The organism is Agrobacterium sp. rho-13.3 (assembly GCF_033957765.2).
Taxonomy (GTDB): domain Bacteria; phylum Pseudomonadota; class Alphaproteobacteria; order Rhizobiales; family Rhizobiaceae; genus Agrobacterium.
The window spans coordinates 848,330-874,127 of record NZ_CP192774.1 but is presented as its reverse complement, the minus strand read 5'-3'; the positions used below and the strand labels follow the sequence as shown (position 1 = coordinate 874,127).

General features: G+C 57.1%; 27 protein-coding genes, 2 tRNA genes and 1 pseudogene. 15 read left to right on the top strand and 15 right to left on the bottom strand.

Going from position 1 to position 25,798, the window contains the following annotated elements; all coding sequences use genetic code 11:
* Window positions 1–153: 153 nt before the first annotated feature.
* The gene (locus tag RMR16_RS04370) at window positions 154–801 is read left to right on the top strand and encodes an exopolysaccharide biosynthesis protein (protein WP_320201994.1); all 648 of its coding nucleotides are present in this window, start codon (window positions 154–156) and stop codon (window positions 799–801) included.
* Here RMR16_RS04370 and RMR16_RS04365 read toward each other — a convergent pair.
* Window positions 788–1,066: a hypothetical protein gene (locus RMR16_RS04365; RefSeq protein ID WP_320201995.1), complete on the bottom strand. Its 279-nt coding sequence runs from the start codon at window positions 1,064–1,066 to the stop codon at window positions 788–790. The genes RMR16_RS04370 and RMR16_RS04365 overlap by 14 nt on opposite strands.
* 176 nt (window positions 1,067–1,242) lie before the next feature.
* On the opposite strand from RMR16_RS04365, the gene RMR16_RS04360 reads away from it, so the two are divergent.
* Window positions 1,243–1,317 (top strand) — tRNA-Asn (locus RMR16_RS04360).
* A gap of 118 nt (window positions 1,318–1,435) precedes the next feature.
* Window positions 1,436–1,756, top strand: coding sequence for a hypothetical protein (locus RMR16_RS04355; RefSeq protein ID WP_320201996.1), 321 nt, complete (start codon window positions 1,436–1,438; stop codon window positions 1,754–1,756).
* 25 nt (window positions 1,757–1,781) lie between these two features.
* Here the strand turns inward: RMR16_RS04355 and RMR16_RS04350 are convergent, their stop codons facing one another.
* Window positions 1,782–2,123: a DUF2934 domain-containing protein gene (locus tag RMR16_RS04350; protein ID WP_320201997.1), complete on the bottom strand. Its 342-nt coding sequence runs from the start codon at window positions 2,121–2,123 to the stop codon at window positions 1,782–1,784.
* Between the two features lie 166 nt (window positions 2,124–2,289).
* On the opposite strand from RMR16_RS04350, the gene RMR16_RS04345 reads away from it, so the two are divergent.
* Window positions 2,290–2,520, top strand: coding sequence for a hypothetical protein (locus tag RMR16_RS04345; RefSeq protein ID WP_320201998.1), 231 nt, complete (start codon window positions 2,290–2,292; stop codon window positions 2,518–2,520).
* 3 nt (window positions 2,521–2,523) lie between these two features.
* Here RMR16_RS04345 and RMR16_RS04340 read toward each other — a convergent pair whose 3' ends face one another.
* From RMR16_RS04340 to RMR16_RS04330, 3 genes are all read right to left on the bottom strand, one after another.
* A complete protein-coding gene (locus RMR16_RS04340; RefSeq protein WP_413786052.1) occupies window positions 2,524–2,898 on the bottom strand; it encodes a TIGR02594 family protein in 375 nt (124 codons plus the stop codon).
* Between the two features lie 276 nt (window positions 2,899–3,174).
* On the bottom strand, window positions 3,175–3,732 hold the full coding sequence (locus RMR16_RS04335; protein ID WP_320202000.1) for a methylated-DNA--[protein]-cysteine S-methyltransferase: 558 nt from the start codon (window positions 3,730–3,732) through the stop codon (window positions 3,175–3,177).
* Between the two features lie 154 nt (window positions 3,733–3,886).
* Window positions 3,887–4,168 carry a DUF982 domain-containing protein gene (locus RMR16_RS04330; protein ID WP_320202001.1) on the bottom strand — a complete coding sequence of 94 codons (282 nt, stop codon included), beginning with the start codon at window positions 4,166–4,168 and terminating at the stop codon, window positions 3,887–3,889.
* 189 nt (window positions 4,169–4,357) lie between these two features.
* Here RMR16_RS04330 and RMR16_RS04325 point away from each other — a divergent pair, with 189 nt between their 5' ends.
* From RMR16_RS04325 to sseA, 4 genes are all read left to right on the top strand, one after another.
* On the top strand, window positions 4,358–5,806 hold the full coding sequence (locus RMR16_RS04325) for a cryptochrome/photolyase family protein (protein WP_320202002.1): 1,449 nt from the start codon (window positions 4,358–4,360) through the stop codon (window positions 5,804–5,806).
* Window positions 5,807–5,929: 123 nt separating this feature from the next.
* Window positions 5,930–6,967 carry a cysteine synthase A gene (locus RMR16_RS04320; protein WP_320202003.1) on the top strand — a complete coding sequence of 346 codons (1,038 nt, stop codon included), beginning with the start codon at window positions 5,930–5,932 and terminating at the stop codon, window positions 6,965–6,967.
* Window positions 6,968–6,980: 13 nt separating this feature from the next.
* Complete coding sequence (locus RMR16_RS04315) at window positions 6,981–7,718, top strand: alanyl-tRNA editing protein (RefSeq protein WP_320202004.1); 738 nt, start codon at window positions 6,981–6,983, stop codon at window positions 7,716–7,718.
* 17 nt (window positions 7,719–7,735) lie between these two features.
* Complete coding sequence (sseA, locus tag RMR16_RS04310; RefSeq protein WP_320202005.1) at window positions 7,736–9,157, top strand: 3-mercaptopyruvate sulfurtransferase; 1,422 nt, start codon at window positions 7,736–7,738, stop codon at window positions 9,155–9,157.
* A gap of 65 nt (window positions 9,158–9,222) precedes the next feature.
* On the opposite strand, the pseudogene RMR16_RS04305 reads toward sseA, so the two are convergent.
* Both RMR16_RS04305 and RMR16_RS04300 read right to left on the bottom strand, forming a co-directional pair.
* Window positions 9,223–9,875: pseudogene (locus RMR16_RS04305) on the bottom strand (dihydrofolate reductase family protein).
* A 49-nt stretch (window positions 9,876–9,924) separates the two neighbouring features.
* Window positions 9,925–10,809: a DUF4344 domain-containing metallopeptidase gene (locus RMR16_RS04300; RefSeq protein ID WP_432354299.1), complete on the bottom strand. Its 885-nt coding sequence runs from the start codon at window positions 10,807–10,809 to the stop codon at window positions 9,925–9,927.
* A gap of 150 nt (window positions 10,810–10,959) precedes the next feature.
* Here RMR16_RS04300 and RMR16_RS04295 point away from each other — a divergent pair, with 150 nt between their 5' ends.
* From RMR16_RS04295 to RMR16_RS04285, 3 genes are all read left to right on the top strand, one after another.
* Window positions 10,960–11,427 (top strand): DUF1203 domain-containing protein, encoded by a 468-nt coding sequence (locus RMR16_RS04295; protein ID WP_320202007.1) that lies wholly within the window; start codon window positions 10,960–10,962, stop codon window positions 11,425–11,427.
* A 96-nt stretch (window positions 11,428–11,523) separates the two neighbouring features.
* Window positions 11,524–11,859, top strand: a complete 336-nt coding sequence (locus RMR16_RS04290; RefSeq protein ID WP_320202008.1) for a PilZ domain-containing protein — start codon at window positions 11,524–11,526, stop codon at window positions 11,857–11,859.
* Window positions 11,860–12,189: 330 nt separating this feature from the next.
* A complete protein-coding gene (locus RMR16_RS04285; RefSeq protein WP_320202009.1) occupies window positions 12,190–14,178 on the top strand; it encodes a bifunctional 2',3'-cyclic-nucleotide 2'-phosphodiesterase/3'-nucleotidase in 1,989 nt (662 codons plus the stop codon).
* Between the two features lie 444 nt (window positions 14,179–14,622).
* Here the strand turns inward: RMR16_RS04285 and RMR16_RS04280 are convergent, their stop codons facing one another.
* Window positions 14,623–14,985: a hypothetical protein gene (locus RMR16_RS04280; protein WP_432354296.1), complete on the bottom strand. Its 363-nt coding sequence runs from the start codon at window positions 14,983–14,985 to the stop codon at window positions 14,623–14,625.
* Window positions 14,986–15,719: 734 nt separating this feature from the next.
* On the opposite strand from RMR16_RS04280, the gene RMR16_RS04275 reads away from it, so the two are divergent.
* On the top strand, window positions 15,720–16,658 hold the full coding sequence (locus RMR16_RS04275) for an IS110 family transposase (RefSeq protein WP_320202252.1): 939 nt from the start codon (window positions 15,720–15,722) through the stop codon (window positions 16,656–16,658).
* Window positions 16,659–17,147: 489 nt separating this feature from the next.
* On the opposite strand, the gene RMR16_RS04270 is transcribed toward RMR16_RS04275, so the two are convergent.
* The gene (locus tag RMR16_RS04270) at window positions 17,148–18,116 is read right to left on the bottom strand and encodes a LysR family transcriptional regulator (RefSeq protein ID WP_320199486.1); all 969 of its coding nucleotides are present in this window, start codon (window positions 18,114–18,116) and stop codon (window positions 17,148–17,150) included.
* Window positions 18,117–18,252: 136 nt separating this feature from the next.
* Here RMR16_RS04270 and RMR16_RS04265 point away from each other — a divergent pair, with 136 nt between their 5' ends.
* Window positions 18,253–18,867: an FMN-dependent NADH-azoreductase gene (locus tag RMR16_RS04265; RefSeq protein WP_320199485.1), complete on the top strand. Its 615-nt coding sequence runs from the start codon at window positions 18,253–18,255 to the stop codon at window positions 18,865–18,867.
* Between the two features lie 75 nt (window positions 18,868–18,942).
* Here RMR16_RS04265 and RMR16_RS04260 read toward each other — a convergent pair whose 3' ends face one another.
* Both RMR16_RS04260 and ilvA read right to left on the bottom strand, forming a co-directional pair.
* Window positions 18,943–19,254 (bottom strand): HlyU family transcriptional regulator, encoded by a 312-nt coding sequence (locus RMR16_RS04260; RefSeq protein WP_320199484.1) that lies wholly within the window; start codon window positions 19,252–19,254, stop codon window positions 18,943–18,945.
* A 106-nt stretch (window positions 19,255–19,360) separates the two neighbouring features.
* Entirely contained in the window at window positions 19,361–20,635 is a 1,275-nt protein-coding gene (gene ilvA / locus RMR16_RS04255) for a threonine ammonia-lyase (RefSeq protein ID WP_320199483.1), read from the bottom strand.
* Between the two features lie 118 nt (window positions 20,636–20,753).
* Here ilvA and RMR16_RS04250 point away from each other — a divergent pair, with 118 nt between their 5' ends.
* Together RMR16_RS04250 and RMR16_RS04245 are read left to right on the top strand one after the other, a co-directional pair.
* The gene (locus RMR16_RS04250; protein ID WP_320199482.1) at window positions 20,754–22,214 is read left to right on the top strand and encodes a TrkH family potassium uptake protein; all 1,461 of its coding nucleotides are present in this window, start codon (window positions 20,754–20,756) and stop codon (window positions 22,212–22,214) included.
* A gap of 71 nt (window positions 22,215–22,285) precedes the next feature.
* Window positions 22,286–22,371, top strand: a tRNA-Leu gene (locus RMR16_RS04245).
* A gap of 62 nt (window positions 22,372–22,433) precedes the next feature.
* On the opposite strand, the gene RMR16_RS04240 is transcribed toward RMR16_RS04245, so the two are convergent.
* The 4 genes from RMR16_RS04240 to RMR16_RS04225 form a co-directional block, all read right to left on the bottom strand.
* Complete coding sequence (locus RMR16_RS04240) at window positions 22,434–23,138, bottom strand: nuclease (protein WP_320199481.1); 705 nt, start codon at window positions 23,136–23,138, stop codon at window positions 22,434–22,436.
* Between the two features lie 300 nt (window positions 23,139–23,438).
* The gene (locus tag RMR16_RS04235; protein ID WP_320199480.1) at window positions 23,439–23,978 is read right to left on the bottom strand and encodes a MerR family transcriptional regulator; all 540 of its coding nucleotides are present in this window, start codon (window positions 23,976–23,978) and stop codon (window positions 23,439–23,441) included.
* 364 nt (window positions 23,979–24,342) lie between these two features.
* On the bottom strand, window positions 24,343–24,681 hold the full coding sequence (locus RMR16_RS04230) for an integration host factor subunit alpha (RefSeq protein ID WP_320199479.1): 339 nt from the start codon (window positions 24,679–24,681) through the stop codon (window positions 24,343–24,345).
* A 144-nt stretch (window positions 24,682–24,825) separates the two neighbouring features.
* The gene (locus RMR16_RS04225; protein ID WP_320199478.1) at window positions 24,826–25,797 is read right to left on the bottom strand and encodes a beta-ketoacyl-ACP synthase III; all 972 of its coding nucleotides are present in this window, start codon (window positions 25,795–25,797) and stop codon (window positions 24,826–24,828) included.
* Window position 25,798: the final 1 nt, after the last annotated feature.

The window sequence follows — 25,798 nt, the reverse complement described above, 5'->3', positions numbered from 1 at the left end:
CTTCTGTTGGTTCGATGAGATCGATGAGAGCCAGAAAGGCAAAGCTTTGCGCGTGCATGCCTGCGTCACAGAGGCAATCAACACGGTTTGCCATAGGCATGACATTTATCGAATGTTATCAATCCCGGCATTGAAATAAGTTCGGGATAAAGCATGACGCAGAATTTCGCCTTCACGGATACGTCCGAAAATCTCAGCTCCGTGCTGCAAAAGCTCATCGGAAAGCTAAGCGGCAAAACGATTACCTTGCGGGAATTGATGGAGGCGATTGGAGAGCAAGGGCTTCTGCTGATGTGTGCCATCGCCTGCCTGCCCTTTCTTATTCCCGTGTCCATCCCCGGCGTCAGCACGGTTTTCGGTGCGGCGATCGTCATGATCAGTCTGGCGATTACGTTGAACCGGCTGCCATGGCTGCCGAAGCGTATTCTAGACAAGCAGATGGAAACCGCCCGCCTCGTCCCCGCTTTGCAAAAGGGTGTGACGATTGTGTCTAAGCTGGATCGCTACATGCGCCCTCGCCTGCCCGCGCTCACCACGGGTGCCGTCATTGGTCGTGTGAACGGAATTGCGATTATGGCGGCAGGCATATTGCTGATGATGCCGCTTGGTTTCATTCCGTTCTCAAACACCCTGCCGGGCGTGGCCATTCTGCTGTTTTCCGCAGGCATGATCCAACGGGACGGCGTGACCGTTTTGGGCGGTTATTTGTTTCTGGCTTTGACGACCATCTATTTCGCGGCTCTTGCCTACGGCGCATTCTGGGCGGGACAGGGCATCAGCAATTCCCTCACAGGGACGTAGAGCGCTTCGCCTGCTTGGCGCGCTGTCTCTTCGTCCACCACACGCTCAGGCGCCTGCGCTGGCGCCTGACGGCCCGCAGATCCTGCGACAGAACCAGAAGACCGAGCGGAACCATCCAGAAACCGAGAATCGGCAAAAACCCGAGAATACCGCCAATGACGAGCGCAACGCCGACAATGATGCGTCCGACTCTCGAACGCGGCATTGCGACACTCCATTTTCCGATATGAAGTCGGCCCGTTTTGGGATGAAGACCAAAAGTCATTGTGAAACACCCCTGCGAAAAGCCATGGCCTGAATTTTTTTATGCATCAACATGCCCGGAAACGTGGGAACTTCGGTGGATAAAACAAGAGGAATGCATTTTTTTTGAAAAAACCGCTTGGCAAATCGGAAAAGCATTTGTATTACCCCGCTCACACCACGACAAGCGGTGGACGTTCCCTGGTAGCTCAGCGGTAGAGCATTCGACTGTTAATCGACAGGTCGCCGGTTCGAATCCGGCCCGGGGAGCCATTTCTTCTTTTAAAGATAAAATGGTTATATACCGCTGAAATCCCCTTTTGAAAATCAGGCTTGATTTGGCGCTGCCGTCACGGCAACCTCCCCACATATACATCATCGACGGATCGCCATGAACATCGACTGGGCTTATATTCAGCGATATTGGGATTGGGCTGGCCACATGCTGGAAGCCGTCATTATGGCGGCTGTGGTTGCGGTGCTGCTGCGGCTCTTGCTGAATTGGCGGGAGGCGGGCATTGCGGGGCTTGCCTTCGCTGCGGGTCACTTCCACGGGCGTGAGAAGCGGGACTATGAAGTCTCGGTGCATATGAAACCGCCCCATCTGGATGGCTATTATCTCTGGAACTGGTCGTGGGACAATGCCACGGACTTCTGGCCGACAGCGTTGCTGTGTGTCGGCCTCATCTGGTGGGTGGCACGAAAGCAATAATTCCGTGCCACTGACCTTCTCAATGTCAGCGTGACTTCTTTTTGGCAGCACCGCCGGAAACTGTCTGCTTTTTGGCAGCGCCACCGGAAACAGTTGTCGACGTTGCGGCAACCGGGTCGCTGGCCGGGAAGCTGTCTTCGAGACCCTCTTCCAAGTCGTCATCCTTGCCTGATGTGGCCGTGGCGCGCTCCTGCTTGACAGACTGGGCTGCGGGGGATGTATCGCCGTCCGTAACGTCGTTCGGGCCGGTATCCAGTTCCTGCTCGGCTTCTGCCCAGTGGCGCTGGTGGTCGCCCTCCACGCGACCCTCGCGCTCCCATTTTTCATAGGCCTTTTTGCGGATTTCGGCTTCGCGATCGACAGACATGGCGTTTCTCCCTTTGCATGATTGTCAGAGAAACAGTCGTGCGCAATATTTGGTTCCTGCGCAACACAACAATCCTTTTCAGAACTTACGGGTTCAGAACTTGCGGGCCTTTTCGGAACCTCATGGCCAAGCTGGCCGTTCTTGTACTGAAAGAAGGAGATGCGACATGATCGAGAAGCAAAACAAACCGCTGGATATCGAAGAAAAAGACGTCGCGACGTTCCACACGGAGCGTGAACTGAAAGGCGTGCCGGATGAAATCGATCCTGATGAATCGATCAACCTGCGCGCACGGCGCCAGGCGGCGCGTCAGCACGAGGATGCGTTTATTGTGGCGACGGATCTGGAAGACGATGATCAGCGCGACGCCGCCTCCGGCACGAGGGAGCAGCCGTAGCGTTTAGCGGCGAACCGAAACGATGGATTTGCGGCTGAAATTCGAGACCTGAACACGGCCTGACTGGTTGCCGCCCAAAATCTGGGCGGTACCCTCTTCCATGCTCTTCAAAATGCCTGCGTGGTAGCGTTTCCCGCTGCGCACGACGACCACATCACCGGGCTTTGCACTGCCAACTGGCACCGCATAACCGAATGATGTCCAGGATTTTGCAAAGCCAGAAGACTTTGGCGGCTGCCTGCCGGATTTTTCAGCGACATAACTCAGAAAATACCCGCACCACGGTGTTTTGCGCGGATTGACACCCAAAATAGCTTTGAGTGTCTGGTTATTCTTACCCTCGTGAAGCCCGGAATAACGCTCCGCTTGATTGAGCATCCCCGCCGAGACAGGGGTGGTGATAGCCGCGCAAACAGCAGCGGCCAGAACGAACGCAGTTACTTTCAAATTCTCGCCCTTTAGAAGCGCACAATGACGTTGCTCCAGCTCCTTACAAAGTCATGTCCGCATATTCAAAGTGTCGCGGGCAGCATGTCCTGTTTTCGGGGACGCTGCGCGCTGACGAGCGGTGATCTATTCCTCCAATTTAGCGAGAATTTGACGAGATATCGGCGAAAATTGGAACAAGCTGCGCAAAATCCCTCTCACATTGCTTCAAAACAACGAAGCTTGAGCCTCATCCTGCGCTTTTGAGACTATGCCCTCAAGCTCCAGCATATGAACTTTTGCCGTCACGCCACCCGGCGCCGAAAACCCGCCCAGCTTGCCACCGGCGGCCAGCACCCGGTGACAGGGAATGATCAGCGGCACCGGATTTTTCGCCATGGCCTGCCCCACATCCCGCGCCGCTTCCGGCCCTGCCCCCAGTTCTTTCGCCAGCGCGCCATAGGTTGTCGCATGGCCCCATGGCAGGCTGCGCACTGAGGCATAAACCTTTGAAAAGAAATCGCTTTGTTCACCCAGATCAAGCGCTACACCCAAAAACTCAACCCGTTCCCCGGCAAAATATGCCTTCACCCTGTCGATGAGGTCGCGAATATCGGCGGTCGCTTCCGTCGGTTTTGCGGCGGGCACCTTTCGCAGCATCAGCCGCGCTGCCTCATCCGCCGTTTTGGTGGGCAATTGAAAGCGCATAATACCGCCTTCGTGCCAGGCAATGGCGCAATATCCGGCAGCGGTGGAAAAGACGTGAGACTGAAGCGGGTGGTGCATCTTATTTAGCCACATTTGGAACGGTTTTCATGATTTTCCGCCATAAAATCCGCTCCGGCAATCCGTTTCTTGCTTCTGGTCTTGCATTTCAGAACGCAAAAGCCACCCGGCGAGGACGCGGCGGGTGGCTTGTTTTCTCAATCTGGTGGGTCGTTCAGGAGGCGAGTTTTTTCGCTTCCACCTTTTTCACGTCCACGAGGCAATGTGCATCACGGCTGGCTTCTACAAAGGCAGTGCGGGCGATTTCGCCTGCGACACTTCCCAAGAGTGAGGCTCTGCAAAGCCTCAATGCCTGCTCATAGACCTTGCCGTGACGGCTCGGCCATTCGTGTTGCAAAAAATCAAAAGCCTCGTAAACGCCATTGAAGATTCGGGGTGCGCCGTTTTCCAGAGAAATAACCACGGGGGCTTCCCACTTGACGTCGTTCAGCATCATTGATTGGACTTCCATACTCAATTAACTCGCCTCTAACGTTGGACCCGGCATATGGTTCCGGCTCAGGCACTTTCCAAGATACAAAAATTCACCAATCGAAAACCATGTTATGTAACGCCTTTATTATAGGCTTCCGGCGGGAACAAAGCTCCTCAACAATCATTCAACCGTAAGTGAACAGAGTGGACCATGGCTGAACAACACAATCCCGTTATCCTGTGGTTTCGCAAAGACTTACGTATGGCGGACAACCGTGCGCTTGCCGCTGCGAAAGACCATGGCGGCGCGGTTATTCCGGTCTACATCCGCGAGGAAAATGGCGGCACGACCGGGGCTTTGGGCGGTGCGCAGGAATGGTGGCTGCACCACTCTTTAGAGGCGCTGTCCACAGCCTTGGACAAGGCCGGAAGCCGCCTGATATTGCTGAGTGGCAAGGCTGAAACCGTGCTGCAAAAGCTTCTGGACGACACCGGTGCCGGCACGATTTTCTGGAACCGGCGGTATGATCCGCAAGGCATGGACATCGACAGCGAGATCAAAAAGAATTTTCGCGATGCCGGGCTGGAGGTCGAAAGTTTCGCGGGGCATCTGCTGCATGAACCTTCCAAGCTGAAAACCAAAACCGGCGGTCCTTACCGTGTTTACACGCCGTTCTGGCGGGCGCTGGAGGCAGGCGATGAGCCGGCCGAACCCATAGCCGCGCCCAAAAAGCTGTCCGCGCCCTCCAGCTGGCCGAAATCCGAAGCGCTGAAGGACTGGAAACTTCTGCCCACCAAGCCAGATTGGGCCAAGGATTTTGCAGAAGTCTGGACACCGGGTGAAGCGGGCGCTGCCGAAAACCTCGAAAACTTCATCGACGGTGCCTTGAAGGGATATGAGGAAGGCCGCGATTTTCCGGCAAAACCCGCCACCTCCATGCTGTCTCCGCATCTGGCGCTGGGCGAAATTTCGCCTGCGCAGGTCTGGCACGCCACACGCGGTCTTTCTCGCACCATCGCCCCCAATGATCTCAGCCGTTTCCGCAAGGAAATCGTCTGGCGGGAATTCTGCTACCACCTGCTCTTCCACTTTCCAAAGCTGGATGAAAAGAACTGGAACGACAGCTTCGATGCCTTCTCGTGGAACAGCGATCACGCCAAGTTCACCGCGTGGACCAAGGGCATGACGGGATATCCCATCGTCGATGCGGGAATGCGCCAGCTCTGGAAGCACGGCGTCATGCACAATCGCGTGCGGATGATTACCGCGTCTTTTCTCATCAAACATCTGCTGATCGACTGGCGCGACGGTGAAAAGTGGTTCCGCGATACGCTGGTGGATGCCGACCCGGCCTCCAACGCCGCCAACTGGCAATGGGTGGCGGGTTCGGGCGCAGATGCCTCGCCGTTTTTCCGCATTTTCAACCCCATCCTTCAGGGTGAAAAATTCGATCCCGATGGCGGTTATGTCAAAACCTTCGTGCCGGAACTGGCGCGCCTCGATAAAAAATTCATTCACAAACCGTTCGATGCGCCCAAAGACGTGCTTCGCAACGCAGGCATCGAACTTGGCAAGACCTATCCCAAACCGCTCGTCAACCACGCTGACGCCCGCCAGCGAGCCTTGGAGACCTATTCGGACATCAAGAAAGGCGCATAAAATTGGGTATCGGCAAGATTTTGCTTCCGAACCCTATTCACCAGAACATATTTTCTTGTCACAACGCGCATAGACAAGGACATAACGGCATCCCACTCGCTGACTGGACAAGAAAGCCCGATCATGACCATTCATACCTCTTTGCTCACAACCATTGGCAACACACCGCTCATTCGCCTCAACTCCGCGTCAGAGGCGACTGGGTGCGAAATTCTCGGCAAAGCGGAATTTCTCAATCCGGGTCAGTCGGTCAAGGACCGCGCCGCGCTCTATATCATTCGTGATGCGGAACGCCGCGGACTGCTGCGCCCCGGCGGCACCATTGTCGAAGGCACGGCTGGCAACACCGGCATCGGGCTTTCCGTGGTTGCCAACGCGCTGGGCTATAAAACGGTCATCGTCATTCCTGAGACCCAGAGCCAGGAAAAGAAGGACGCCTTGCGGCTTCTCGGCGCGCAGCTGGTCGAAGTGCCAGCCGCCCCCTATTCCAATCCGAACAATTACGTGAAGGTGTCCGGGCGCCTGGCGCGGGATTTGGCCGCGACTGATCCGAACGGCGCCGTCTGGGCCAACCAGTTCGACAACATCGCCAACCGTCAGGCCCATATCGAAACCACCGCGCCTGAAATCTGGGATCAGACGGACGGCAAGGTGGATGGTTTCGTGTGCGCCGTCGGTTCCGGTGGCACGCTGGCTGGCGTGGCCGATGGCCTTCGCGATTTCAACCCGGACATCAAGATCGCCCTTGCCGACCCGGAAGGTGCAGCCCTTTATGAGTTCTACAAGAACGGCACGCTGAAATCGGAAGGCTCGTCCATCACCGAAGGTATCGGCCAGGGCCGCATCACCGCCAATCTGGAAGGCTTCACCCCGGATTTCGCCTATCAGATTTCCGATGCGGAAGCGTTGCCGGTGGTGTTTGATCTGGTCACGACAGAGGGACTTTGCCTCGGTGGTTCCTCGGGCATTAACATTGCCGGTGCAATTCGGCTTGCCCGCGACCTCGGACCGGGGCATACAATCGTGACAATACTTTGCGATTACGGTAACCGCTATCAGTCCAAGCTGTTCAACCCGGACTTCCTGCGCTCCAAGGGGCTTCCCCTTCCCGCATGGCTGACGGAAAAACGGCAGATTTCGGTTCCGTACGAAACCGTCTGAGGTCACTGCCCACATGCCTGTGAATGCCCTGTTTCGTGATGATTTTTACCTGTCCACTTGCGAAGCAGTCGTGACGGCAGTTCATGAAGATGGCGGCATAGAGCTGGATCAGACCTGTTTTTATGCCACTTCTGGCGGGCAACCGGGCGATACCGGCGTCCTGCAACGGGCCGATGGCTCGAAGATCGATATCAGCGTCGCAAAACACGGCGCTGATAAAAGCATCATCATCCATGTACCGGCGGAAGGTCAGCCTTCCCCGACCATTGGAGAAAAACTCACACTGCAAATCGACTGGGCGCGCCGCCTGAAGCTGATGCGGATGCACACCGCCTGCCATCTGCTTTCCGTCGTGTGCTCATGGCCCATCACGGGGGCGGCCGTGGGCGAGGACGAATCGCGTGTTGATTTCGACATGGCGGAAACCATCGACAGGCAAGAGGTCACCGCAAAATTGATGGCGCTGGTCGAAGCGGACCATCCGGTTTTCCTGCAATGGATCACCGATGAGGAACTTGCGGCCAATCCCGGTATCGTCAAATCCAAGAATGTGCGCCCGCCTCTTGGGCTCGGGCGCGTCAGCCTTGTTTGCATCGGTGAAAATTCCGCTGTTGACAGTCAGCCCTGCGGGGGCACTCATGTTAAGCAGACGAGCGAAGTCGGTGAAATCCACATCGCCAAAATCGAAAAAAAGGGCAAGGAGAATCGCCGTTTCCGAATTCGTTTCGGTCAATCCGGTGATACCGCCTGATTTCTGGGAGAAAAATTGTGAGCACGGATAAAAGCCGTTTCGTCGTTTCGGCGGATTGGGTAGAGCAGCAGCTTGGCACCCCGCATTTTCGTCTAGTCGATGCCTCCTGGTATCTGCCCGCACACAAGCGCAATGGAAAAGAAGAATACGCCGCCGGTCACATTCCCGGCGCGGTCTTCTTCGATCAGGACAAGATTGCCGATCACGACACCGGCCTTCCCCACTCGCTGCCTTCACCGCAGTTCTTTGCAGAACAGGTCGGCGAACTCGGCATCGGTGAACAGGACACCATCGTCGTTTATGATGGCCCCGGCTTCTTCTCCGCACCCCGCGTCTGGTGGATGCTGCGCGTCATGGGTGCCGATAAGGTTTATGTGCTGGATGGCGGTCTGGATGGCTGGAAAGCTGCGGGCAAGCCGTTGGAAACCGACAGGCCCGACATTGAACCCGTCATCTTCGACGCACACTTCAATCCAAAGCGCGTCACCTCCTTTTCCGGTATGCGCGCCATCGTGGACGCTGGCAGCGAGCAGATTGCCGATGCGCGTGGCGCTGGCCGCTTTACAGGCGAAGAAGCCGAACCCCGCGCGGGAATGCGGTCTGGCCATATGCCCGGCGCACGCAGCCTGCCCGCCACCGCCTTTTCCGAGGACGGCCACTTCAAGGATTTGCCCACCATCCGCAAGATGATTGCCGATGCGGGCATCGATCTTTCCCAGCCAGTCGTCACCAGCTGCGGCTCCGGCGTCACCGCCGCCGTCATCACGCTGGCGCTTGAGTCGCTCGGCCATTCCGACAATTCTCTGTATGATGGCTCATGGTCCGAATGGGGCAGCAAGCCGGATACCGCTATCGTCACCGGCCCTGCCGAACCCATCGCCCCACAGCCTTACGGCCCGCTCAAAGCCCATGTCACGACGCTGGAAATGACGTCTGCACCAAAGGTCAGCCTGCCGGTGCCGGTCAATATCCAGACCGCCATCATGCGCACCACGAACATTCCGCTGCATTTCTACCGTTATCTCTACTGGCGCGTCGGCAAGCGCTGGCACTGGCAAAAGCGGATGCGGATGAGCGACGCCGAGCTTTCCGCCACCCTGCGGGATCCGGCCAACTCCGTCACCGTGCTTTATATGAACGGCGCACCCGCCGGTTTCTTCGAGCTGCAAAAGCTCAACGACGATGTCACCGAGCTTGCCTATTTCGGCCTGATGGAAGAAGCCATCGGCGCAGGCGTCGGCAAATGGTTCCTGCTGCAAGCCCTCTATTCCGCGTGGCAGGACAACCCCAAAAAGATCACCGTCTCCACCAACACCCTCGACCATCCGCGTGCGCTACAACTCTACCAAATGATGGGCTTTTCCCCCGCCAGCACCTATGAAACATGGGTAGAGCCCCTGACGGACAGCGAGTATCTGGAAATTTCCAGACGGGGTTGAAGCGGGTTAAAGCTCACAGGAGGCGGCGGAGCAAGCTCCGCCGCCTACAATGAAAAGACAACACCCTAAACCGTATCTGCCCGCATAATCACCAAATGCGTCGCATTCTCCCCGCGCACCGTTTCACTGCACTGATACCCAAGCGCCGGCAGATCGATCCCCGAAAACAGGTTCTCGCCCTTCCCCAAAAAAAGCGGCGATTGCGCAAGGTGCAACTCGTCGATCACCCGCTCTTGCAGATATTGCCGGATGGTGGACACGCCCCCGCCCAGCCGCACATCCTTGCCACCCGCCGCAGCCTTCGCCGCCTGAAGCGCTTCGTCTATGCCACCCGTAATAAAATGAAACGTGGTGCCGCCCTTCATATCGAGGATGCTCGCGGATGGTTGGTCAGCACAAAAACCGGAACGTGATACGGCGGCTCTTCGCCCCACCAGCCTTTCCACGCATCATCCGGCCATTCTCCGCGAATAGGGCCGAACATATTGCGCCCCAAAATCCACGCGCCGAGATTGTCGAAGCTTGCCGCCGCAAACTTTTCGTCAACGCCGGTCGAGCCGCCATCCTGACCAAACATCTTGCGGAAGGTTTGTGTGGCGAACGCCCATCTGTGCAGCGTTTCACCCTTCACGCCAAGAGGATGCTCCAGACTTTGATCCGGGCCTGCGCCATATCCATCCAGCGAGATTGAAAAACTGCGAACAACGACCCGTGACATCTGATCCTCCTCATTTTTCAAGGACGCAAAGTATCAGAGTTCGGGCAGCTTACAATTCCAGCCCGAGATTCACGGCGGTCGGAATTTCCTGCGCAGGATCGCTTTCCTGCTCACTGCCACCATTGCCCAGATGCGCAGCGATCAGTTCACCATGAAATTTCGCCATCTCGTAGCAATAGGTGATCTCGCGCTTTTCCGCAGACCAGTAAACGTCCGGCCGACCGCAGGTGCGCGCCGTCAGCTTCACCTCGCCCTTCAAGCCATAGGCGTTGAAGCTGCGGGCAATCAGATCGAGTACCTTCGATTCCTTGACGATGCTGGCGTAAATATCCAGAAACGGGTCACGCGCCGGTTCATAACGGGTGACGAATTTCGTCGTTCCCGCCGTTTTGGCATGAGGCCCGATCAGCTCGTTCCAATGGGCAACCGTGTCCGAATAGGCAACCTCGCAGCCCTTCCAATCCGCCTTCGGCAGACCCATCATATCGGCCAGATCACCATAACCACCGGCATCCTTGCCCACCATCAGGCAGGCCATCTGCCTGTCCCGCGATGGTTCGGGAACAAGCGCTGAATAGAGCGGCGTATTGTGTTCCGGCAAAGGCTTGGAAGAACGGGCCAGATACCAGCTATCCGTCGCATTGACGATGGCCGTGTCCAGCCATTCCTCATTCGCTTCCAGCATCATCGTCGCTGCCAATTGGTCGGCGCTGTCTTTGCCAGCACCCAATTCGGGCAGCGAAAAATCGGAAATCAACATGCGCGACGCCTCATGATAAAGGCTGAAAATCGCGTTTCCGACGACAAAATTCACCGTCTGCTGCAATTGCTCATCGGAAAGATTATCCAGCGCAGGCGCGGTTTGCGCATGGGCGGCAGGTGACAGACAAGAAAACACGGTGACCAGAGTGGCGGTCATCAACCTGCGCAGCATAGACGTCAACTTTCCAAATCGAGGACGTTCGATTGATTGCTAAACTAAACGATACAAGCAATGGGCTGGTTGCCTCCAAAGGCAAGAAACGGGTGGATACACGAATCTTTGAAAGGCATAGCGACAAACGAGCAACGCAAAGGAGCCGTTATGACCAAGATCGTTTTTACCGCCATGGACGTCGATGAAGCAGAAGCCTTCCGCAATGAAGGGCACGATGCAAACGGCCAGAAACCCGAACGCATGATTGCTGACGGTTCCTTCCCCTGCCGCTGCTGCCTCCGCCAAATAAAAGACGGTGAGGCCATGCTTCTCCTGTCCTATCGCCCCTTTCCCAGCCTGCAACCCTTTGCCGAAACCGGCCCGATTTTCATGCACGCTGAGGCCTGCGGTCCTTACGAGGCGCAAGACGATCTGCCACCCATGCTGGAAAGCCCGGATTATATCGTGCGCGGTTATAGCCCCGACAACCGTATCGTCTACGGCACCGGTGCCGTGACGCCGACCGAGAAGATTACGGACCGGGCGCAGGAATTGCTGGCACGCGACGACGTCGCCTATGTCCACATCCGCTCTGCCCGCAACAATTGTTACCAATGCCGGATCGACCGTATCTGAAACGACAAGTCCACACAATTTTAGCGAATAGCCTAAACGGACTTCAATTCTTCTGTGCAATTTTGAGACAAAGATAAAAACGGGAGAAGCCCAAAAATGACCGGAAATCTCGACATGCAGAACCGCGCTGCCAGCCGTAGCAAGACGCGCATTTATGGAACCGTTCAATACGTCAATCAGTCGGTCAAAGGCCGCGTGGTCGACCTTTCCGCAACCGGCATGGCGCTGGAACTGGATGGCGCCTTTGCCGCAGCCAAGGGAAGCCACGTCAAGGTCCAGAGCGACGACCTCGGCTTCATCGAAGGCACCGTGCAGTGGCAACACGCCAACCGGCTTGGCCTGCAACTCAATTTGTCCACAAACACGCTGGCCCAGCTCTCCTCCTACTTCCGCTTTTTCCACGCCGAAGTGAAGCCAACACTGGCCGGTTGAACTGGCGGCAACGCACGATACTCCCTCACCCCGGTCCCGATCCCGGGTCCAGTTCGATCAAGTCCTTGATCGAAAAAAGACTCCTTCGCCCCGCAGACGCGAGGCTACTGGATGCCGGATCAAGTCCGACATGACGGAGGAGATTATTGTCTCCCCCACATAAAACTACCCCGCAATCCCCACCCAACACTGGCTGGCAAACAATATTTTACCAGGCGGTCTAAAAATCTTGGACAAGTCACAACCCTGTCATTTTGATGATGGACTCCTTTAAAATTCGCTCTACGCTGCCCTCTTCCCACGCAGCCAGAGTTCATTCGAGGAGTTTCCATGTCTTCGCTTATCGGCCTTCACCCCATCACACGGCGTTCCCTGCTGGGAGGCATTGCTGCCTCTTCGGCCTTTGTCATGCTGCACCCGTTTGCGGCGCGCGCGCAGGGCAACCAGGCGCATCTGCGCATCATGGAAACCACGGATATTCACGTCCACGTTTTTCCGTATGATTATTATGCCGATAAGCCCAACGACACGCTGGGTCTGGCCCGCACCGCCTCCATCATCGATTCCATCCGCGCCGAAGCCGGAAACTCGATGCTGGTCGACAATGGCGATTTCCTGCAAGGCAATCCGCTGGGCGATTACATTGCCTATGAGCGCGGTATGAAGGCGGGCGACAAACACCCCGTCATCAACGCCATGAACGTGCTGGGGTATGATTGCGGCACGCTGGGCAACCACGAGTTCAATTATGGGCTTGATTTCATGTTCAACACGCTGGGCGGCGCAAGCTTCCCTTACGTCTGCGCCAACTTGACCAAGGGCCAACTGGCGTCCGATCCCAAGCAGGACGAGCTGTTCTTCAAGCCCTACGTCATCCTCGAAAAGCAGATCAAGGATGGCTCCGGTGCCACAAGCCCGGTTAAAATAGGCATCATCGGCTTCGTGCCGCCACAAATCATGATGTGGGATGCCAAGAACCTCGAGGGCAAAGCCCAGACCCGCGATATCGTCGAAGCCGCCAAAGCCTGGGTTCCTGTCATGAAGGAACAGGGTGCCGATATCATCATCGCGCTGTCCCACTCCGGCATTGAAGGCAAGGGCCAGAGCGAGCGCATGGAAAACGCCTCGCTGTATCTGGCAGGCGTGGAAGGCATCGATGCCGTTTTCACCGGCCACCAGCACCTCGTTTTCCCCGGCCCCAAAACATGGGATGGCATCGAAGGTGCCGATCCGGTCAAGGGCACATTGATGGGCAAGCCGGCCGTCATGGCCGGTTTCTGGGGTTCGCATATGGGCCTCATCGACCTCCTGCTGGAAAAAGACGGCAAGAGCTGGAAGATCGTCGATTTCACCTCTGAGGCCCGGCCGATCTATCACCGCGATGACAACCGCAAGATTGTCGCCGATGTGAAAGACAAGCCGGAAGTCATCGCTGCCGTGAAGACGGACCACGAAGGAGCGCTGGCCTATGTCCGCCGCCCCGTCGGCAAAACATCCGCGCCGCTTTATTCCTATTTCGCGCTGGTGGCAGATGATCCATCCGTGCAGATCGTGTCCAACGCACAGACCTGGTACATCAAGGACATGCTGAAAGACGGGCCGTATAAGGACTTGCCGGTGCTGTCCGCAGCCGCCCCCTTCAAGGCGGGCGGTCGTGGTGGCGCGGATTATTATACCGATGTCCCCACCGGTGACATCGCCATCAAAAACGTCGCCGACCTTTACCTCTACCCCAACACCGTGCAGGCCGTGCTCATCACCGGCGCGCAGGTCAAGGACTGGCTGGAAATGTCTGCGGGCATGTTCAACACGGTCGAAGCGGGCGCTAAAGACGCCCCACTCCTCAACAATGATTTCCCGTCTTACAATTACGACGTCATCGACGGCGTCACCTACCAGATCGACGTGTCCAAACCGGCCAGGTTCGATAAGGACGGCAAGGCCGTAGCGCCTGAAAGCAACCGCATCGTCAACCTCCAGTTCGAAGGCAAACCGATCGACCCGGCCCAGAAATTCGTCGTCGCCACCAACAACTACCGCGCCAGCGGCGGCGGCAAATTCCCCGGCATCGCCAGCGACAAAATCATCTTCGTCGCCCCAGACACCAACCGCGATGTCATCGTCCGCTACATCATCGCGCAAGGCACCATCAACCCCGCCGCCGACGACAACTGGTCCTTCGCCCCGGTTGCCAACACCACAGCCGTGTTCGAAACCGGACCAAAGGCCCGCCAATACGCCAAGGACGTAAAGGGCGCGAAAATTGAGGAAGCAGGCGACGGCGCAGAAGGGTTCGCGAAGTTCAGACTGATTTTGTGATTGCGAACCGCAAGTGAGGGGTGATGGTATCGTCGCGCCAAGCCCCCTCACCACAGACCTCCACGTTCCGCCGCTCTCCACCTCACCTCCGTCACCTCCACCCCTTCGACAAGCTCAGGATGAGGGCCGAGGGTGTGGCGGGGAGTGGGACGTAATAGCGAGGGTGCGGCTAAGGGCACGACGGTAGCATCCCTCATCCATCATCCTGAGCTTGTCGAAGGAGAGGCGGGAGCGAAGCGACACTCGAAGGACGAGGGATGCGGAACGGATGCGCCTTCTCACCCACCCTCACCGTCATCCTCGGGCTTGTCCCGAGGATCTAATCACCTCTCCAAAATTGCAACCTGGCAGATGTCAGGAACAAGCCCGATGATGACATTGGAGAGAGTGGAAGCGGGCTGTCACATATCAACCCTCATAAAATTCATGAATAATTGATCAAAATCAATGCCTTATAAAATAACCACCGAAGTAATAATAAATTTTCGCACTTTTCTCCACACGCTCCAAACCTGAGAGATAATACCCCTGTTCCGCCCTCGGATACACCGCAAGGCGTTGCGGCGAGGCGGGATCGGTGCTGGCGGTGAAGGGGTTACGCAAACCTTCACCGCCGGGGCCGGGCAGCAAATCCCCCCGGCGGCAACGGGAGGATGATGACGCCGGTTGCGGACCGGCTGGCGTTGTCTTCCCGATGCCCGAAAGGCTTAACCGCCGCCGGGTGTACCGACAGCTCATCGTCTTGTGGTCGAACGCGACCATCGGGTGAGAGGCGAAAGTCAGGCGGTACACAGGAACACGCTGCATCTGCCCCGCACCGTAGCGATACGGCGCGGACGGATCGCGAGGACAACCCGCAGCCTTTGGTGCAGCGGGACGTCTTTGCGAAAAACGGATCGATCCTCCCGCCCCTTGATTATCGGCGCGGGAGCAAATCGAAGGCAGATGGGGCCGAACTGGCAGGCGGTGTTCTGGAAACAGGACATTGCCACCCGGATGGGAAGGGTTGGACCTTGGCTATGTCCGACCGGTTCTCCGGCAAGGTTTCCCCTTCGCCCTCCGGGATTGCCAGCCATGGCAAGTGGATTGCTGTCCGGCAACAACAGCCGAGCGGGGCGCTGAGAGGTGCCATTTTATACTACCCAACGAGGCAACTTTCTGCGCCCCGTCCGACATACCATGGCCGACCAGGCGGTGGACACTGAATGAAGATCAACCCACGGGCAGACGCTGCCGCGTGAACGGCGAAGCTTGGGGACGAGTTGGCCGGGATTTTTGACAGGATTGGATTTGCGGTTGAGCGTGTTGCCGGATGCTTCGAGGGCGCTTCGCTCCCACCTTGTATAAGAAAACCGTTGTAACATAGCCTCGCACTGAGGGGGCGGCCGCTTCCTGGGTGCGGCTGGTTTCGGATCGTTGCCACCTTAGCCTTCAGGGCTGTTGCTGAGCCGGATCGGACTGGCCTTTTCCCACAGGACCCGAATGGTTGTCTGAACTTTAGGTTCGCATGAACGCAAGGCGGGGTCGACGGAGAGGATCGCATGATCATGAAACATTCTGGTATCGACGTTTCCAAGAACAGACTGGATATTGCAATCGAAGGCATGAAAGCGGTGTTGAGCGAGAGCAATGACAGTGCCGGTCACCAGCGGCTGATTGACCGTTTCGCCAGCGAAGGCGTCACACGCATCGGCCTTGAGGCCAGCGGCAATTATGAGGCAGCGGCTGTTGCTGCCCTGCGAAGGGCGGGCTTTACCGTGCTTGTCCTTGATCCGCGCCAGATCCACGGCTTTCGCAAATTCCGCAATGGCAAGGCCAAGACCGACCGAATCGATGCCCAGCTCATTCTGGCTGCCGTCAGCCTCCTGGCTCCCGACCGTCAGGCACCGGACCCGCGCATGCCGTCGTTTGCAGAGGATCTGACCATGATCGAGCAGATTGCCGAGGATATTTGCCGTCTCAAAACACGGCGCGAGCGTTACAGTGCAAAGGCCAATCTGCAGCTCATCGATGACAATATCAAGCGGCTGGTCAAGCTCAAGGTCAAGCGGATGGCGCACCTGACCAAACGGCTGAAAGCCCATCCCGATCTGGCTGAAAAGCTGGACCTGCTGCAAAGCATCCCCACGATCGGACCGGCAACGGCGGTGACCTTCATCATCCGCATGCCCGAGCTCGGCCATCTCAGCCGAGCCGAGGCTGCAGCCCTTGTCGGCGTTGCGCCCTACAACAAGGACAGCGGCGCGTCCTCGTCCGACAGGCATATTGCCGGAGGGCGCGTGCGGCTGCGCAAGGTCGTCTTCATGGCCGCCTTCTCCGGCAGCCAGAAACACAATCCGGCCCTGCGCATTCTTTACAGGCGCCTCATCGATGCCGGCAAGAGCCACAAGGTCGCCGTGATTGCCTGCGCCAGAAAGCTCGTCCACTTCGCAAACGCTGTCCTCGCAAGACGCAAGCCGTGGACCGAAATTCCCCAATGACAGACAAACTTTGTCTCATGGTTGCTCAGCATGAGGGTGGAGGGTGTGGCAGGGGTGCAACGCAACGGCAACGGATGTGGATAAGGGCGCGACAGTAGTAAGCCTCATCCATCATCCTGAGCTTGTCGAAGGAGAGGTGCCCCGCAGGGGCCTCGAAGGACGGGGGTTACGGGACGTGCGGGCAGAATGCGTGGCCGGATGCTTCGAGGGTCGCTTCGCTCCCACCTCAGCATGAGGGTGGAGGGTGTGGCGGGACGTGCAACGTTGAACGATGGAGGCTGTGGCTTACACCCCTCTGCCCTGCCGGGCATCTCCCCCACAGGTCGGGAGATTGGCTAGAGGCGGCCTTTCAAACATCTTGAACGCTGCGAATGAAGCGAAGAGCGTGCATCCTGCTAATCTCCCCACCTGTGGGGGAGATGCCCGGCAGGGCAGAGGGGGGCGAGCTTGCTCCGGAGCCAAAGATGCTCCAGCAACACACCACCCACCCTACTCCGCAGCGTCCCTGACCCCGTCCGCAGTCATCGACGTCATCGCCTCAAGAAAGCTCTTGGTGTTCGGGCACTGAGACAGCCGGTGCTGAAACGCATCCATCAACCACTTTGCGGCCGGGCCAGCCGGGGTGTCGGCCTTGCGAAGCGCATAAAGCGGATATTCGCCGCCCTCATACGCATCGAGTTCCAGCACCTTCAAATCCCCTGTGATGATATCATTGCGCACCAGCGATGCCGGAAGGCCGCCCCAGCCGAGGCCGCCTTTGATCAATTGATATTTGGTGGCGATATCGCTGACGCGCCATTTTTTGTAGGACAGAACGTTGAAGTCCCTGCCCTTGGTCAGCCCCGATGTATCCGTCACCACAAGCTGCACCTCTTCACGCACATCGGCCAGCGTCAAAGGGCGGTTCAGCAGGACGAGTGGGTGGTCGACAGCGGCCACCGGCACCATGAAGGAATGGCCGATCCTCTCAATGACAAGGCCATCGTCCTGATGGAACATGGCCCCGCCAATGCCGATGCCTGTCTTGCGGTTCAGCACCATTTCCATGACCATGCCCAGTTCCCCCACATTGAGGTTGAGCCCAACGGTGGGAAACTCGACGCGGAAATCACGCAGCACGTTCACCACCGCCTCTGCCGGAACCATGGTGCTGATGGCGAGCGAGACTTCCGCCTCAAGCCCCTGTCGCAGCCCCTTGGCACGGGCGCGCATGTCCTGAAGACCGGCAACGATGCGGCGTGCATGTTCCAGCATCGCCGCACCTTCGTCCGTCAGCTTCGGCTGGCGCACGCCGTTTCGCTCAAACAGCGTCACTTCCAGCTGCGCTTCAAGGTTGGCGATGGTGTAGCTGACAACGGACTGCGCACGGTTGAGTGCGCGAGAGGCCGCAGAAAAGCTGCCGGTCTCGGCAACGGCCAAAAACACTTGCAACTGGTCCAGAGTGGGGTTGGCGTCCATGTTCCATCCATTTCATCGATAGGTGGCTTCCATATTATCACAGTTTCCTAGATAAGAACATTGGGCGATATAGGGGGCAACGACCGGGTATCCCTGCCCTGTTTGACCTCCATTACGTAAAACAAGGATATTTTAGATGTCGAAGATTCTTCTGGTTACCTCCAGCCCACGCGGCGATGAATCGCTGTCCAACAAGTTCGCCGGCGAACTCGCAGACAAGCTGAAGTCCCAGACCAACGGCTCGATCACGCACCTCGACCTCGGCGAAAACCCGATCCCGCATCTGGACACAATCACAACGTCGGCCATCCGCAAATCCGCAGACCAGCGCGATGCGCAGGAAGCTGCTGCTGCCGAATATTCCGACAAGCGCGTTGCTGAACTTCTGGATGCAGACACCATCGTCATCGGCACGGGCCTCATCAACTTCAGCATCTATTCCGGCCTCAAGTCCTGGATCGATAACGTTGCCCGCGCTGGCCTGACCTTCACCTACACTGCATCCGGTCCGGTTGGCCTTGCGACAGGCAAGAAGGTTTACATCGTTCTGTCGTCCGCTGGCGTTTACTCCGAAGGCCCTGCTGCACCACTCGACCACGCTGTGCCTTACCTCAAGACCGTTCTCGGCTTCATTGGCCTGACGGACGTTGAAGTGATCCGCATCGAAGGTCTGGCATTCGGCCCGGAAGCTGCCGAAAAGGCAATTGCTGCCGCCACTGCCAAGGTTGAAGAACTGGCCAAGGCTGCCTAATGCCAACAAAAAAGCGGCGTTTTGCGACGCCGCTTTCAAGAGCTTTTGTAACGGCTGCGAGCCTTCTCGCGGCCGTTATTTTTTGTCGGAAAACAGCGATGGGCCGTTCTGGTCGATGATCAGCTGCGCCTTGCGCACCGTGCATTCCACCGCATCGTCGAGGCTGGTGAAAACATCGGCGCGCACGAATTCGTGCACCAAAGTTTCCTCAGCCACCTGCTTTTCAATGCGGCCCGCAAGGCGATATTGCCCGCCCTCTTTCAGCGGTGTCGCATAAATCAGGCAATCCTTGTAGGGATGCGCTTCTGCGCTTTCCGCCTTCGTCGGCGCGGCATCCGACTGACCCGAGCCGAAAGCGGAAAAGAGTTTCGAGAAGAACGAAGCCATGGTGTTACCCTCCAGTTGTCTTTTCGCAAGAGGGTTACCCCTCCCGCTCGGCCAGTTGTCTTTTCGCAGGGCGATGCAAAGCCGCCCTGCCCGGTCATCATTCCGATCAGATGATCAGGTTCGCGAGAATTTCGTTTTCGGTTATATCCTCATAACCAAGACCCGCGGCTTCAATGCGCTGGAACAGGCCGGTGAAATTTTCCCGGTCATTGGTTTCGATACCAATCAGGATCGAACCGAAGTTGCGGGCGGATTTTTTCAGATATTCGAAACGCGCAACGTCGTCGTCAGGCCCCAGCAGATCAAGGAAATCACGCAGAGCACCGGGGCGCTGCGGCAGGCGCAGAATGAAGTATTTCTTCACGCCCGTGTAACGCATGGCGCGTTCCTTGACATCCGGCAGACGCTCGAAATCGAAATTGCCGCCGGACACCACGCAGATGACGCGTTTGCCTTCCAGCCTCTCGCGCCCGAGCTTCTCCAGCGCCGCAATCGACAGCGCACCGGCAGGCTCCAGCACAACGCCTTCGAGATTGAGCATTTCGATGATCGTCACGCAGATGGCGTTTTCGGCAATCAGTTCGACCTGTTCGGGCGGAAAATGCTGCAACGCCTCGAAATTCAGATCGCCGATGCGCGCCACGGCGGCACCATCCACGAAATTATCAACGTTGGTCAGCGTCACCGGCTTGCCCGCCTCAAGGCTTTTCTTGAGGCTTGGCGCGCCGACAGGTTCGCAGAAGATGAAGTTCTCGCTGGCCACTTTTCCAGCAAGAAAGCCCGTCAGGCCAGCCGAAAGACCGCCACCGCCAACCGGCATGATGACCAGATCCGGCGCATCATGGTCCGGCAATTGATCGACGATTTCGGCTGCGACAGTCGCCTGGCCCTCAATGATGTCCTTGTGGTCGAACGGCGAGACCATATAGCCGTTCGTCTCTTCCACATGCTTGCGGGCCGCCGCATAACACTGGTCGAAAATATCACCGATCAGCTTGATCTTGATGAACTCCCCACCAAAAATGCGGGTCTTCTCGATTTTCTGCTGCGGCGTCGTCACCGGCATGAACACCACGCCATGCACACCAAAATGGCGGCACGCGAAGGCGAAGCCCTGTGCGTGGTTGCCAGCGGATGCGCAGATGAAAACCTTGTCCTTGCCCGAGTGGGCCACGGCCTTGCGGAGAAAATTAAACGCGCCTCTAATCTTGTAGGAACGAACAGGCGTGAGGTCTTCACGCTTCAACCAAATCTCGGCGCCGTAACGACGGCTAAGATGTTCATTCAACTGCAAAGGTGTTTCGGGAAACAATTCCCGAACTTCACGCCGTGCGGCTTCTACAAGCAATTTGTCCACGATTTTCAATCCATTGAAATTCACGATGGCACCCGCTATGCCATATGAAAACGCTGGACACAAAGACTCTTTGCGCAACTTCGGTACGCCTTGGAGTCTTTCCGGGTTGGAAAGACTCTCTAATCAATCAAGGTTCCATTTATTGAACGCCAACCTTCTGCGCGCAGTCCTCTACATTGCCTCGGTATTCGGGCTTTATATGGCAACGGCCATGTTCATTCCCGCCATGGCCGATCTGTATTATGGAAACAATGACTGGGTGGTGTTTGCGGCATCCGGCTTCATGTGCGGCGGGCTGGCGCTGGCCTGCGCCTTTGCGACCCGCGCACCCATGCCGACATTCAACAAGAGGTTCGGCTTTCTGTTGGTCAACGTGCTGTGGATGGTGTTCTCGCTGATTGGCGCCGTGCCGCTTTATCTCTCCGAACTGAAACTGAGCTTCGGGCAGGCCCTGTTCGAATCGGTGTCAGCCATCACCACCACCGGCTCCACCGCCATTTTCGGGCTGGATCAGGCGCCGCAGGGTATTCTCATCTGGCGCTCGCTGCTGTGCTGGCTCGGCGGTATCGGTATCGTGGCGCTCGGCCTTTTCATCCTGCCGCTGTTGCGGGTTGGCGGCATGACGTTTTTCCGCATGGAATCATCCGACACCGCCAATGACCGCCCGTTTGCGCGGCTGGCCAGCTTCACCAAAGCCTTCGTCGGCATTTACGTGGTGATGACGATCGCATGCACCATCGCTTTCGACTTTGCCGGCATGACGCATTTCGATGCGCTGAACCACGCCATGTCCACGGTCGCGACCGGCGGCTTTTCCACCCATGATGCATCCTTTGCGTTTTTCGGAGATAATGTCGCGCTGCTGTGGATTGCCACTTTTTTCCTCATTCTCGGAAGCCTGCCCTTCTCGGTCATGATCCTGCTGGCGCTGCGTGGTCGGCTGGACATTGTCTACGACCCGCAAATCCGGGTGTTTATCGGATATCTCTGCGCAATCTCGCTGGCAGTCGGCATTTATCACCACATGACGAACGGTGTGCCGCTCAATATCGCGCTCAGCCATTCCTTCTTCAACATGACGTCCATTCTCTCGACCGGCGGCTTTGCCAGCGATGATTATACGCTGTGGGGACCGTTCGTGGTGGTCGTCGCTTTTTTCGCGACTTTCATGGGCGGCTGTTCCGGCTCCACCGCAGGCGGCATCAAGGCGTACCGCTTCGTCATCGTCTATAACGTCGTGAAAACCGGGCTGAAGAAGCTGCTCTATCCCGATGCGGTCTATTCCGTGCGTTATGGCAATCAGGTCGTGGACGCAGAAACCATCCGCAACGTTTTCCTTTTCCTCAGCTGTTTCATCACACTGTGGATCGGCGGCAGCCTCATCATGAGCGCCATGGGCTATGATTTCCTCACCGCCACCTCAGCCGTCGCCACATCGCTGGCCAATGTCGGCCCCGGTGTCGGCCCCATCATCGGCCCAGCCGGCAATTTCTCCACCATCAGCGACCCGGCACTCTACCTGCTATCGCTTATGATGCTGCTCGGCCGTCTGGAAATCCTGACGGTTCTGGTGCTGTTGATGCCGTTGTTCTGGAAGAGCTAAAGCATGATTTTGGTTGCGGGGAAATCTTATAGTTGACCGCAGCCGCTCGCACTGTGTAGATGAAATTGCAAGCGGACGTGGCGGAATCGGTATACGCAGCAGACTTAAAATCTGCCGACCTTTGGTCTTGCGGGTTCAAGTCCCGCCGTCCGCACCAAATACTCCATCAGAATAAATTGCCCGCCTAACATGACACCAAAGCATTGGCCGTTGAGGGAATTAACCGCACCATGAGCGGTTGGTAGAGCCTGCCGGAAAGGCCAGCCCTTCCCGCACCAACTGGTCAGAAAAGGACACGCCGGATTTTGTGAGTGTGGAAGCGTCACCGGCAGACGCCACCTGAAAGCCACCGGCGTTCAGCATGTCGCGCAGGCGGACCTTGGCGGAAAAGCCTTTTTGACGTTCTTCCATGCAGCGGGCATTGTCTGTCTGCGGAACCTGAATTCCGGCGAGTTTCATCTTCACGCCCTTCATCCAGAATGTGTTGCCATCTGCGACACAATTGTTGAGGCCGGAGCGTCCGCAGAACGCGAATGTGCCAGGCTTTGCGCCGAGCGACACGTTTTGCACGTCGGGTCGTGGCGAAGGCAGGGTGGCGGACGCCGTCTGCATGGACGTGCCACCGACAGGCATGGCGATGGAACGCGGCGGTACAGGCGCGCCGCTGGCGGGAAGCGCCACGGTCTGCGTTGGGGTCGTCCTAGATTTTTCGGCAGCGACGTCGCGTGTCGCCGGTTTGGGCTGCGATGGCGCTGGTCTGGAGACCGAAGCGACGGTGCTTTTCAACTGCGGCAGGAGGCTGTCGCGATGCTCATAAACCTGAATACCGCCAACAGCCACACCGAGCATCAGCAACCAGGACCATACACCTGAGCCACTGGATTTTGAGGATGAACGGCGGCTTGTGGGTTTTCTCTTCGGCACGGGGCGTCTCCTTTTACGGATCGCATTATCGGTCCAAGGAGTTTCTGAAAGGTTGGCATTTGAAATAAATGCGCAGTTTGCACTGAAAAGTCTGGCAGCACGCCTTCCGTCATTCCGGCCTTGAGCCGCAATCCAGTTCGCCGCGTCTGCGGCGAGAAGAGTCTTTTGCGATCAAGGACTTGATCGCACTGGACCCCGGATCAAGTCCGGGGTGACGGAGGTTGGTGCGAGGTATCTCGTCCAAATTTGGCTGACGCCATGAATCTGCGACCGTCCAACACCGTTCGATGACTCGCGAACTTACCGCACCTGATCCAGCAACCGCTTGCACTCCAACAGATCAAACAGCGCTTCCTGCAAAAGCGCGCGGTCGTCCTTGCTGATGCTGGATTTGCCGATGGAGATTTCCGGGGTGTCGTCTGAGGAGCCGCCACCGAAACCGAAGAATCGACCGCTGGGTTTGGCTTTGGGACGACCGACGACTTCGTCTTCTTCGGCGTTTGCGATGCGGGGTTCTGCTATTTCCTTCTCACCGCTGGAGGCCATGATGGCTTCCATGGTGGCAAGATCGCCGGAGGCGATGGCGGAAACGAAGCGGTTGCCGTTGGTTTTGAGCAGTTTCTGCACGCCCTTGATCGTATAACCGTGGTCATACAGAAGGTGGCGAATGCCTTTCAGCAGATCAACGTCGTCCGGGCGATAATAGCGGCGCCCGCCGCCGCGCTTCATCGGCTTGATTTGCGGAAAGCGTGTTTCCCAGAAACGCAGCACATGCTGCGGCAGATCGAGATCGTCTGCCACTTCACTGATCGTTCGAAAGGCGTCTGGGCTTTTATCCAACTTTCAACTCCCATCCAAGGCTTAGAGCATTTCCAGCAAAAGTGCGCAGCGGTTTTGCGTCCGGATAATGCGTTAAAACAAAGAGATAGAGCGTTTTCGCGTTTCGGAGAAATGCGGAAATGCTCTAGAGCAGTAGCAAAACAGACTTGGTGCCACCGCTCTTACTTTTTGAAGCATCGGATGACCCGAAATCGCTCCGCACTTTTCGATCCAATGCTCTAAAGCAGGATTCCAAAATATATGAGAAGGTATGATGCGAATCGCCTGTGTTTCAACGGCTTGCCAGTTGAAATTCAAGCATGTTCACAAGAGATAGGGAATTGCCGCGTGCAGAAACCAGATGAATCCCACCCACAGGTGGGTTTCAGGAAATTGCTTTCTGGTTTTTCTGCTTTGCCTTGCGCGCCGAATGCGCTTTCAGAATGCGCTGTTTCAGAACGTTGGACGCCTTGAACGTCATGACGCGGCGGGGAGAAATCGGAACTTCTTCACCCGTCTTCGGGTTGCGGCCAATGCGCTCGTTCTTTTCGCGTATCTGGAACGTCGCAAAAGACGAAAGCTTCACGACCTCGCCACGCGTAATGGCGTTGCAAATTTCGTCGATGACGGTTTCGACCAGTTCAGCGGATTCAGTTCGGGACAAACCCACTTTACGAAACACAGACTCGGCTAGATCCGCACGTGTCACTGTTTTCCCGGTCATGTTTCCCCGCACCGCTCTCTTTTGTGTTCTTGAAGACATCCAAGGTTATTGCCCTTGGAGCGACCGGTCAAGCACCGTTTCCAGAATCATTTACGGATTTCCGGCAATGGTGACAATGGGTTACACATGATCATAAAGCAAATTTTACCAACGCAGCATAACAGCGCCCCAGGTAAAGCCACCACCCATCGCTTCCAGCATTATCAAATCGCCCTTCTTGATGCGGCCATCGGAGGCGGCAACGGCAAGAGCGAGCGGAATAGAAGCTGCGGATGTGTTGCCGTGCTGGTCAACCGTGATGACAACCTTGTCACCCGGAATGCCGAGTTTTTTGGCAGAACCATCGATAATACGGCGGTTCGCCTGATGCGGCACCAGCCAGTCCAGATCGTCTGCGGTCGTGCCGGTTGCTTCGAACGCGGCTTCGATCACATCCGTAATCATGCCAACGGCGTGCTTGAAAACTTCACGGCCTTCCATGCGCAAATGCCCGACCGTACCTGTGGTGGACGGCCCGCCGTCCACATAAAGCTTGTCCTTGTGCGAACCATCCGAACGCAGGTTGGATGTCAGAATGCCGCGATCCGAGGTCGTGCCCTCGCCCTCGCCCGCTTCCAGCACGATAGCGCCAGCGCCATCGCCAAAAAGAACGCAGGTGGTGCGGTCGGTCCAGTCCAGAATGCGCGAGAAGGTTTCCGCGCCGATGACGAGAACACGCTTGGCCATGCCGCCACGAATATAAAGATCAGCGGTTGCCATGGCATAAACGAAGCCGGAACAGACGGCCTGCACGTCGAACGCGAAACCACCGGTAATACCGAGGCGGTTTTGAATGTTGACGGCGGTGGCCGGAAACGTGTTGTCCGGCGTGGACGTGGCCACGATGATGAGATCGATGTCTTCCGGCTTGATGCCTGCGTTTTCCAACGCGGCGCGCGCTGCGGCTTCGCCCAGAGAGGCTGTCGTTTCACCCTCACCGGCAATATAGCGCTGCTTGATGCCGGTGCGCTGCACGATCCATTCGTCCGAGGTCTCAACGACGCCTTCGATGTCCTGGTTCGTCATCACCCGCTTCGGAAGCGCTGCCCCGAAACCGCGTACAATAGAGCGGATCATC